General features: G+C 70.6%; 8 protein-coding genes and 1 rRNA gene. 1 reads left to right on the top strand and 8 read right to left on the bottom strand.

Translation table 11 applies throughout. The annotated features are described in order from the left end of the window. Positions 1-143 precede the first annotated feature (143 nt). The 6 genes from NQ165_RS14430 to NQ165_RS14455 all read right to left on the bottom strand — a co-directional run bounded on the left by NQ165_RS14430 (position 144) and on the right by NQ165_RS14455 (position 5993). Positions 144-1586 carry a glycosyltransferase gene (locus NQ165_RS14430; RefSeq protein ID WP_257534070.1) on the bottom strand — a complete coding sequence of 481 codons (1443 nt, stop codon included), beginning with the start codon at positions 1584-1586 and terminating at the stop codon, positions 144-146. Next, on the bottom strand, positions 1583-2338 hold the full coding sequence (locus NQ165_RS14435) for a fructose 1,6-bisphosphatase (protein WP_257534072.1): 756 nt from the start codon (positions 2336-2338) through the stop codon (positions 1583-1585). The genes NQ165_RS14430 and NQ165_RS14435 overlap by 4 nt, the downstream gene beginning before the upstream one ends. A 186-nt stretch (positions 2339-2524) precedes the next feature. Next, on the bottom strand, positions 2525-3148 hold the full coding sequence (locus NQ165_RS14440; protein ID WP_257534074.1) for a hypothetical protein: 624 nt from the start codon (positions 3146-3148) through the stop codon (positions 2525-2527). 315 nt (positions 3149-3463) lie between these two features. Continuing rightward, positions 3464-4162, bottom strand: coding sequence for an endonuclease/exonuclease/phosphatase family protein (locus NQ165_RS14445; protein WP_257534075.1), 699 nt, complete (start codon positions 4160-4162; stop codon positions 3464-3466). A 66-nt stretch (positions 4163-4228) separates the two neighbouring features. Then, entirely contained in the window at positions 4229-5116 is an 888-nt protein-coding gene (locus tag NQ165_RS14450; RefSeq protein ID WP_257534077.1) for a tRNA pseudouridine(38-40) synthase TruA, read from the bottom strand. A 34-nt stretch (positions 5117-5150) separates the two neighbouring features. Continuing rightward, complete coding sequence (locus tag NQ165_RS14455; protein WP_257534079.1) at positions 5151-5993, bottom strand: universal stress protein; 843 nt, start codon at positions 5991-5993, stop codon at positions 5151-5153. A 218-nt stretch (positions 5994-6211) separates the two neighbouring features. Between NQ165_RS14455 and NQ165_RS14460 the strand changes: the two genes are divergently transcribed. After that, the gene (locus NQ165_RS14460) at positions 6212-8263 is read left to right on the top strand and encodes an acyltransferase family protein (RefSeq protein WP_257534082.1); all 2052 of its coding nucleotides are present in this window, start codon (positions 6212-6214) and stop codon (positions 8261-8263) included. Between the two features lie 7 nt (positions 8264-8270). On the opposite strand, the gene NQ165_RS14465 is transcribed toward NQ165_RS14460, so the two are convergent. Together NQ165_RS14465 and rrf are read right to left on the bottom strand one after the other, a co-directional pair. Next, positions 8271-9293 (bottom strand): GNAT family N-acetyltransferase, encoded by a 1023-nt coding sequence (locus tag NQ165_RS14465; protein ID WP_257534083.1) that lies wholly within the window; start codon positions 9291-9293, stop codon positions 8271-8273. A gap of 91 nt (positions 9294-9384) precedes the next feature. Then, positions 9385-9500, bottom strand: a 5S ribosomal RNA gene (gene rrf / locus NQ165_RS14470).

The following is a 9500-nucleotide window of genomic DNA, read 5'->3' on the forward strand; positions in this document are numbered from 1 at the left end:
CCCGCCCTGGGCCGCCCGCCCTGGGCCGCCCCCGCCCTGGGCCGTGAGACGAAAACTGACGGCCGAGACCGCGGTTGTTACCCACAGTCTCGGCCGTCAGTTTTCGTCTCAGCGATTCCGGCGCGGCGCCGCCGGTGCGCGGGTCAGACCTTGAATCCCTGGTGACGGCGCAGGAGCTTGAACACCATCGTCAGGGTCTGCAGCACGGTCACCACACCGACGATCGGCCACCCCACCCACAGGATCGTCGACTGCACCAGCGGTCCGAGCATCGACCAGATCACGCTCATCGCGACGATCACGACGACCAGCAGCACGAGCGGCATCCAGTGCGCTGATCCGCCGCCGGTCTCCGCGCGCGCCTGCATGGCCCAGTTGTCCACCTTCTTACGGGAGAGGAAGCGGGTCCACGAACGCAGAAAGTGACTGATGCGGATCCACATGAAGATCTCCGCGGGGAAGATGAGGCCGGCGAACGCCACATCGCGGGCGTTGCGGTTCTTCATCGTGTACGCGATGCGCAGGTTCAGCAGCACCGCCACCACCGGCGGCAGCAGCCACAGCGGCGAGAATACGAACGCGTTGATCGACAGCGACCCCGCCAGCAGGGTCAGGAAGGCCACGCGCACGAACAGGTTGGTGAGCATGCCGAAGTTCTCGAACCAGCGCATCCGCAGGTTCGGGTGGAACGGCTGGCCCTTCGTGTCACCGCGCTGCCCGGGCCACATCAGCTCGATGGAGCCATACGTCCACTTGACCTGCTGGGCGTCGTAGCCGCGCAGCGTGGTCATGCCGCCGACGTCGGCGCGGGCATAGGGGCTGATCTTGGTGAGGAAGCCGGCGCTCTTGATCTGCAGCGACAGCAGCGAGTCCTCGACCTCACTGTCCTTCACCCACGGCGTCGACTGCCGGTTCTGCTTCATCGCCTCGCGCAGCGCCGTAGTCGAGAAGATCGAGAACTGACCTCCGAGCACCGCCATGTTGCGCCCGTGCAGCAGGTTCTGCAGGTTGAACGCCGCGAACTGGGTGCGCTGCCCGGCGATGAGGAACTTGCCCACCAGTCCCTTGATGGGCTGGTCGTCGATCGAGTAGATCGCGGAGATGCCGCCGATGCGCGAGTCCGACACCGCCTCGGTCTCGAGGTACTCCACCGCACGCGGGTCGGCGATCGTGTCGCCGTCGACGCCCAGCAGGTAGTCGTAGCCCTCGACGAGTGCGTAGCCGTAGTTGAGCGCGCCGACCTTCTTGTCGGGGTTCTTGCCGATGTCGTGCACGAAGACCTCGGTGAACTGCTCCCCCAGGTCGGTGACGATCTCGTGCGGCCCGGCGTACTCCGAGGCGATCTTCACGGTGGCGTCGGTGGTGTTGTTGACCACCAGATGGATGACGTCCGGCACGCGGGTCTGAGCCAGCAGACTCTCGAGCACGGCTGCGATCGACTCCTCCTCGTTGTACGCGGGGATGACGCAGCCGATGGTCGAGCGATGCCCGGTGGCGTTCTCGAGCACCGATGAGAAGTCGTCGGCGAAGCCGTTCTCCGACGTGAGGTCGTCGGATGCCTGAGGGGCGGATGCCGGCGCGCTCATGATGCGGGCTCCTCGGTGCCGGCGCCCGAGTCGGTTCCGGCGCCCGGCTCGGAGACCGGGAAGATCGCGATGGGCAGCTGGTGGTACACGGTCTGCTGCAGGAACGAGGTGTCGTCGTTGGCCGAGCCCTCGACCCAGATCGACAGCTGGAACTGCAGCGTGAGCCCGAACGTATCGGGCGGAAGCTGGTGGATCGTCGTCTCGGGCACGTGCAGTCCGCCCTGGAAGCTGTTCAGCAGCAGCCCCCGGTCGGACCGCAGCGTGTCGGTGGGCACGAGCGTGCGGGGGTCGGCGGCGAACTGGAACGGCGTCGACACCTGCCCCCCGGTCTGTGCGGTCTGCGAGGTGATGCCGACCTGGGAGATGTACACCCGGCGCTTCTGAGTGAGCACCGCCTTGTCGTCCACGCGGTGGTCGTAGACGTTGACGGCGAAGCCGAAGGTCTTCTCCCCCTCCGGCATCCACTCACGGGTGCGCTTCGGCGCGGCGGCCCAGACGTCGAGACGCACCTCGAGCCCGTCACTCACATCGGAGGTGAGCGACACCGACCCGTCGTAGGTGAACTGCGAGTCGAACTCCATGCTGGGCGTCGCCGTCGGCAGCGGCTGAGGCGTGCGCTCCACCGCGGCGGAGTCGGAGCCGGTGATCGCGTCGAGCAGCGGCGTGCAGCCTGTCAGTGGCAGCGCGGCCGCGACGATGATCGCGGTACCGGCCAGCAGGCGGGCAGGGTGGAACGAACGGGGGGATGACATGGCTCACCGGCTTCAGCGGGCGCAGAGGTGCGCAGGGGGATGCCGGCGGAGATTCGGTGATCGGGCTCACGCGGATGCCGGTGGTTGAAGTCTAGGAACCGCTGAGGGCGTGGGGAGGCGTCTTGGGGCTTCCTTGTGCTTCCCTTGCGCTTACGCGCTGCCCCGAACACAGGGTCGGGGGGAACGTCACTCTGCGGCGGCGGGCGGCGCGGCGATGGCGATGGTCAGCACGTCGGTCGCGGTCTGCTTGGCGTACTCGCTCGATGTCGGCGTCGTCTGCACGAGGAAGTCGAACGTGAACTGCACGGTGACGAAGGTGGCGTCGTCGGGCACCGACCCGACGTTGAAGGTCTGCGAGTAGCTGTAGGGGCTCAGCACGAGGTAGCCCGGGCTGACCGTCGCGGCATCCGCCTGCGGGTCGAGCGTCTCGAAGGTCTCGGCCGCGTTGGCGGGCACGACGTTCATGGTGGCCTTCTGCAGGTACACCTTCTGCCCGTCGTTGGGCGTGACGGTCGTGACCATCGACATGCTGAGAGGCTTGACGCCGGTCGGGGTCCAGCGATCCATCGACAGATCCGACCAGTAGTCCACCGTGGCCGACACCGCCCCCGCCGTGAGCTCGCGCTGCGTGCTGCCCCCGGAAAGGTCGCTCGCCACCGGTGCGGGCACGGGCGCTGTGGCCCGAGGGGTCGCCTCGGCCTCGCTCTCGGGCGCCGTCGTCCAGGGTGCCGGGCCGCACCCCGTGAGCGCGCCCGCGCCGATCAGCAGGATCGCGATGAGCCCGCCTGCACGCTTGCCACCTCGTCGCATCGGGTCTCCTGTTCCGCCGCTCTCGCCGCGGCCGGACGGCGCGAGCGGTCCCTGAATTCTACGCGCCTGCAGTGAGCGGCCTGTGCGCCGTCAGGACAGCCCGCAGGTCCCCCGACGCACCGCCATCGACGCCTCCAGTCTCAGCGTTAGATAAAGACCCACAGTTCTAGCGCAACTTTCCCGCAAGAGCCTCAAGGCTCGACTTCCGCCCGTTTCAATTGCCTGAGTGACGACGTGGGGATCGTCTCACAGGGGGTAGCTGTCAGCCGGCCACGAGTTTGGGGGACTCGGGCCGGCTGCAGCGCCCACACCCTGTTACGCGGCGTCGTCAGCCGCGCGTGACAGCGACGAGGGGGTCGCTGTCACGAGGATCGGCAGATGGTCGCTGCGGCCCTGCGGAAGCGTCGTGACCCGCTCGATGTCGAAGCCGACCGACGTTGCGAAGTCGTAGTGACCGCGGAAGAACTTGTACCGCGTGTAGGTGCGCATGTCGCTCAGCGTGAGTTCGTAGCCGTGCTCCCGCACCTTCTGGCCCAGGCTCTCCTTGAAGACGGGGTAGTTGTAGTCCCCGACCATCAGGGTGGGCAGCGAGTCGCCCAGATCCGCCAGCTCGGTCAGCGCCGCCTTGATCTGATGGCGGCGCAAGGAGTTCAGCGCCGTCAGCGGCGCGGCGTGGAACGAGGCGACGATGAACTCGCGGTTGTTGTCGATGTCGCGCAGCCGCACGCCCAGCATCCGCTCCTCTGCGGGCTTGAGCACACGGTCGTGCAGCGACTTCTTCAGCGACATCGAGCGCGCCTCGAGCACGCGGAACGTGTTGTCGCGGTAGTACACCGCGAGGCCCAGCCTGTTGCGGCGGGTGGAGTCGGCAAGAGTGAGGCCGCCGATCTGCCGGGGCAGCTCCGCCGTCACCGCCTCCTGCAGGCACAGCACGTTGGCCGCGTGCCGTTCGACCAGCTCCGACAGTTCGCCGGCGGCGCGGTGCTTGCGCAGGTTGTACGAGATGAGTCTCATCGTGAGTCCCAGCGTATGCCCGACGCCTGGCCGCGAGGTGACGGTTGCACGTGCGGTGGCTGAACGCTATTCGGCGTCGCGGCGGTTGCGCGTCTGGGCGGCGCGTGCGGCGAGCAGATCATCGGCGGGGTACCCCACCTCGGTGAGGGTGAGCCCGCGCGCGGCCAGCACCTTGAACTCGCTCGTGCGCACCGCGTCGTCGCGCAGGGTGACGACGTCGGCGGGGCTGAGACGGCCCTCGCCCACCGCCACGCAGGCGCCCACCAGCGCACGCACCATGCTGTGGCAGAACGCGTCGGCCTTGACGGATGCCACGAGCACGCCGAGGTCGTCGCGATGCCACCCGAACTCCAGCAGGGTGCGGATGGTCGTCGCCTCGTCACGCGGCTTGCAGTACGCGGCGAAGTCGTGCAACCCGATCAGCGAGCGCGCGGCGGCGTCCATCCCGGCGACGTCGAGGTGAGCGCGCACGCTGGTGGTGCGGTGGCGCTCGAGCGGGTCGTAGCCGGTGGCGAGATCGGCGATGCGGTACTCGTAGCGGCGGCTGTTCGCCGAGAACCGGGCGTCGAAGCCTTCCGGCGCGATGGACGTGCGCCGCACGACCGCGTCGGGGTACTGGCCCAGCACGCCGCCGATGCGGGCGGCGAGCGCCGCCACGCGTTCGCTGTCGTCATCGTCGACCGCGGCGTCTGCGGCATCCACTCGGTCGTCACGCCGCCGCCCGCGCCGCGAGCGCAGGCGGTGCAGCTGCCCGTCGTCGAGGTCGAGGTGCGCCACCTGCCCGGTCGCGTGCACGCCGGCATCCGTGCGCCCGGCGACGACCAGGCGCGGCGAGCCGCCGAGGATCCGCGTGACGGCATCCTCGATCGTGCCCTGCACGGTGCGCAGTCCGGGCTGACGCGCCCACCCGCGGAAGTGCGTGCCGTCGTAGGCGATGTCGAGACGGATGCGCACCCCGACATCCTAATTCGCGTCGGCGCCGGGCCCGTCAGCGCGTGACGACCGTGACCGTGGCCAGCCGCTGCAGCACCTCGTGGCTGACCGAGCCGAGCAGGAACCGCGCGAGCGCGTTGCGCCCGTGCGTGCCGATGACGGCCAGCTTGGCGCCGGCGGCGAGGTCGTTGATCACCGCGGAGGGGTGCCCCTCCACCGCACGCTCCTCGATGACGAGGTCGGGGTACTGCGACCGCAGACCCGCCATCGACAGGGCGAGGGCCTCGGTGGCCGCCTGCTGCATGTTCTTCAGGTACAGGTCGGGGTAGACCATCGTGGCGTTGCGCGGCATCGCCACCGGCGTCCACACGCACACCGCGGTGAGCGGCTCACCCAGACGGTCGGCCTCGGCTGCGGCGAAGGCGATCGCATGCTCCGACACCGGCGAACCGTCGACGCCGACGATGACGCCGGCGCGGTCGTGGATCTCGATGTCGGGCACGACCACGACCGGGCAGTGCGAGGCGGCGACGATGCGGATGCCGTGCGCCCCGCGTGCGGGGCCTGATCCCGGACCCCGGTAGTCGCTGCCGATCACGAGCAGCGCGGCACGCTCGGATGCCTCGGCGAGGGTCGTCACCGGGTTTCCGGCATCCACCCGCGTCGTCACCTCGACGCCCGCTTCGGCGACCCGCGCCGCTTCGGCCTGCAGCATGCGCTGGGCGGCGTCGAGCACCAGGTCCATCACCGCGCCCTCGCCGACGGTGCCGATCGCGCCGCCGACGACGCTCACGAGCTCCACCTTCTGGCGACGCTGAATGGCTCGACGCGTCGCCCACTCGACGGCCCTGCGTGCAGCGGGGGCTTCGGTCACTCCGACAACGATCGTTCCGGTCATTTCATCCTCCGTGGGAGTCGTGCGCCTGCGGCCAGCCTATTGCGCCGGGGGGCGCCGCGCCCGGGGTCGGCCGGAGAAATCGCCGGGGTCGCAGACTCTCCCTGCGCGCTCAGACTCGGAGGCCGCCCCGACCTAGACTGGGAGGGTCTTTGGCCGCCACCGCCCACACCGGCGCCGCGCCCCGCCACCACCCCCTGCGAGCTGTCTTGAACGCACCGATGACTTCGCGCGCCCTGCGCCATGCGGGGCTCGACGGACTCCGCGCGCTCGCGGTGACCCTGGTGGTCGTCTACCACCTGTTCCCCTCCTGGGGGCTGCGCAGCGGCTTTCTGGGGGTGGACGTGTTCTTCGTCATCTCCGGGTTCCTCATCACCTCGCTGCTGCTGCGGGAGCGGTCCGCACACGGACGCATCCGCCTGCGCGACTTCTGGCGGCGACGCGCTCGACGCCTGCTCCCGGCGCTGGCGGTGGTGGTCACCGTATGCGCGAGCGTGGCCTGGCTGGTCGGCGCGGACGTACTGGTGGGCTTGGACTGGCAGCTGCTGGGTGCGGCGACCTTCTCATACAACTGGGCGTCGGTGATCGCCGGAGGGGACTACTTCGCCTCGACCGCACCCGAGCTCTTCGGCAACCTCTGGTCTCTCGCTGTCGAGGAGCAGTTCTACCTGCTCTGGCCGCTGCTGCTGCCGCTCGTCATGCTGCTGCCGCGCCGGTGGGCGCGGGTGACGGTGGCATCGATCGCCGCCGCCGGCTCGGCGGTGTGGGCCGCCGCGCTGATCGCGGGCGGGGCGGCTGCCACCCGCGTCTACTTCGGCACCGACACCCACGCGTTCGGGCTGCTGCTGGGCGTCGCGCTGGCGTTCGCCACTCACCGCGTCGCCTCGCGTGCGGCGGATGCCGCGGCGTCGACCACCGCCGTCGCGCTGCAGGCCGACGCTTCGGATGCCGCCGGGCGCCGCGCGCCGCGAGTGCGCACGGACATCGCGGGCACGGTGGCGGTCGTCGGCATCCTCGCACTCGCGGCGCTGCCGGTGTTCGAGGGGGCGCTCACCTATCCGGGTGTGCTGGTGGCGGCGTCGGCGCTGACGGTCGCCGCCATCGCCGCCGCCACCCGGCCCGGCTCGCGGCTGGGTCCGGCGCTGGATATGGCGCCGCTGCGGTGGGTGGGCGAGCGGTCGTACGGCCTCTACCTCTGGCACTGGCCCGTGGTCGTGCTGGTGGCGTACGCCGCCACGGGCCGCGGCCCCGACACGGCCACGCCGCCCTGGGCGGGCGCGATCGCGCTGGCCGTGACCCTCATCGCCGCAGAGGCGTCGTACCGGTGGGTGGAGACCCCCGTCCGCCGACACGGCTTCCGCGCAGCGCTGCGCGAGCTGCGCGGGCGGCTCGCGAGCAACCCCCGGCGCCGCTTCAGCGCCGTCGCGGCCCTCACCGCGGCGGCGATCGCGCTCAGCGGCACGACGGCAGCGCTCGCGACGGCACCCGCCGCGACCACCGGCGGGGCGGCGATCGAAGCGGGGCACGCGGCGCTGCAGGCCGCCGCAGACGAAGCGCGGCAGCGCGCGGAAGACGCCGCCCGTGCCGAGGCGGAGTCCGCCGATGCCGGGCGCGACGCGGACCAGGAGGAGTCGACCGACGCCTCCCCGGAGCCGCACGCCTCGGGCGGCCCGGAAGCGGACGCCGAGGCCCCCGACGACGCCGGTGCGCACGAGGCGATCACCGGCGACCAGATCACCGCGGTCGGCGACTCGGTCATGCTGGCGTCGGCGCCGGCGCTGCTCGAGCGCTACCCCGGCATCGCGATCGATGCCGCCGTCTCACGCTCGATGTGGGCAGGGCTCGACGTGCTGCGGGCGCTGGAGGATCACGGGGCGCTGCGCCCGGTGATCGTCGTGGGACTCGGCACCAACGGATCGGTGCCGGCGGAAGCACTGCAGGAGATGGCACTCATCGCCGGTCCCGACCGGCGCCTCGTGCTCGTGGACGCGTTCGCGCCCCGCGATTGGATCCCCGGGGTCAACGACGATCTGCGCGCGTTCGCCCGTGGCCGCAGCAATGTCAGCCTCGCGACCTGGAGCGATGCGATCGCCGCGCACACCGATCTGCTCGCCGGCGACGGCGTGCACCCCGGCCCGACCGGGGCCGACCTCTACGCGGCGACCGTGCAGGATGCCGTGAAGGCGCTCGATGCCGAATACCCCGCCGGCCGGGAGCGGGCCGCGGTCCGCGAGTCCACCTCACCGCTGCGGGGTCGCCCGTCGGCGCAGTGACGCCGGGTCAGTACCGGCGCACGAGCGCCCGCTCGCGCGCTGTCGCGACGAACCCGAGACGCTCGTAGAGCGCGTTGGCACCCGTCGGGCTCTCGGTGTCGACGTCGAGCACCGCGCGCTCGAGGCCGGCATCGGCGGCGGCGCGCAGGCTCCGCGCGATGACGGCCGGAGCCAGCCCCCGCCCGCGGTGCGAGCGCACGACACCGATGAGGTCGATGTAGGCGTGGGAGGCTCCCAGCGCATCCCAGTCGTCCTCGTTCACCGACGCGAGGCACAGGGCCACCACGCGGTCGCCGTCCAGCGCGAGGGTGGACAGGTCGGGGCGCAGGAAGGGCCCTTCCACGAACTTCAGCCAGCCTTCGCGCTGCGAGGGCAGGCTCCCCCAGTGATCACGGAAGGCGTCGTTGCGGGCCTCGAGCACGTCCAGCGCGCGATCGGCCGTGTAAGGCACCAGTGTGATGTCGTCGGGTGCCGGCCGCTCGTCGGCGGGCGCGGTCAGATCCCGCTCCATCGTCGAGAACCAGCGCTCGACCTGCAGCCCGCGCCGTTCGAAGAGGGCGGCGGCATCGTCGTTGCTGCCCTCGGCGTAGGCCTTCACCACCCCGGGCAGGGGCGAGTCGACCTCAGCGAGGCGCCGGAGCGCCTGATCATGCTGCCACGCGACCAGCTGCGTGCCGATGCCGCGTCGGCGGACATCGGGATGCACCGCGCCCTGCAACTCGACCTGCACACGCACGTCCCGGGACGGGTGAAGGAACACACTGCCTACGGCGACCGGGCTGCCCTCGGCGGTGAAGCCGATCACGGTGTCGCGTTCGTGGTCGATGTGCGGCAGCTCGAATGAGTCGGCGACGTCTTGGCGCGGCGTGGTCCACGTGGGGTGGTCCACACGATCTGCGGCCAGCAGCACGCTGTGCATCGCGTCGATGTCGTCACGCGTGGCCATGCGCCACGTGGGAACGTCGGGATGCTGCGGCAGTGCGGGCTCGGGCACGACGCCGATGCGCTCGGGCAGGTTCGGATCAGTCACCGCTCCACGCTATCGCGCGCGGGATGGCGCACGAACTGTCGCGTTAACGAGAGAAAGCCACCCAACTCTGGGTGGCTTTCTCACGGAAGAAGTCCGGCGGTGTCCTACTCTCCCACAGGGTCCCCCCTGCAGTACCATCGGCGCTGAGAGGCTTAGCTTCCGGGTTCGGTATGTGTCCGGGCGTTTCCCTCTCGCTATGGCCGCCGA

The sequence above is a fragment of the Microbacterium sp. zg.Y1084 genome, from assembly GCF_024623595.1.
GTDB classification, from domain to species: Bacteria; Actinomycetota; Actinomycetes; order Actinomycetales; family Microbacteriaceae; genus Microbacterium; species Microbacterium wangruii.

Bases quoted from the DNA above. Each gene is read 5' to 3' on its own strand.
- NQ165_RS14460 (WP_257534082.1), top strand. From the start codon at position 6,212: ATGACTTCGCGCGCCCTGCGCCATGCGGGGCTCGACGGACTCCGCGCG.
- NQ165_RS14435 (WP_257534072.1), bottom strand. From the start codon at position 2,338: ATGTCATCCCCCCGTTCGTTCCACCCTGCCCGCCTGCTGGCCGGTACC.
- NQ165_RS14455 (WP_257534079.1), bottom strand. From the start codon at position 5,993: ATGACCGGAACGATCGTTGTCGGAGTGACCGAAGCCCCCGCTGCACGC.
- NQ165_RS14445 (WP_257534075.1), bottom strand. From the start codon at position 4,162: ATGAGACTCATCTCGTACAACCTGCGCAAGCACCGCGCCGCCGGCGAA.
- NQ165_RS14430 (WP_257534070.1), bottom strand. From the start codon at position 1,586: ATGAGCGCGCCGGCATCCGCCCCTCAGGCATCCGACGACCTCACGTCG.
- NQ165_RS14440 (WP_257534074.1), bottom strand. From the start codon at position 3,148: ATGCGACGAGGTGGCAAGCGTGCAGGCGGGCTCATCGCGATCCTGCTG.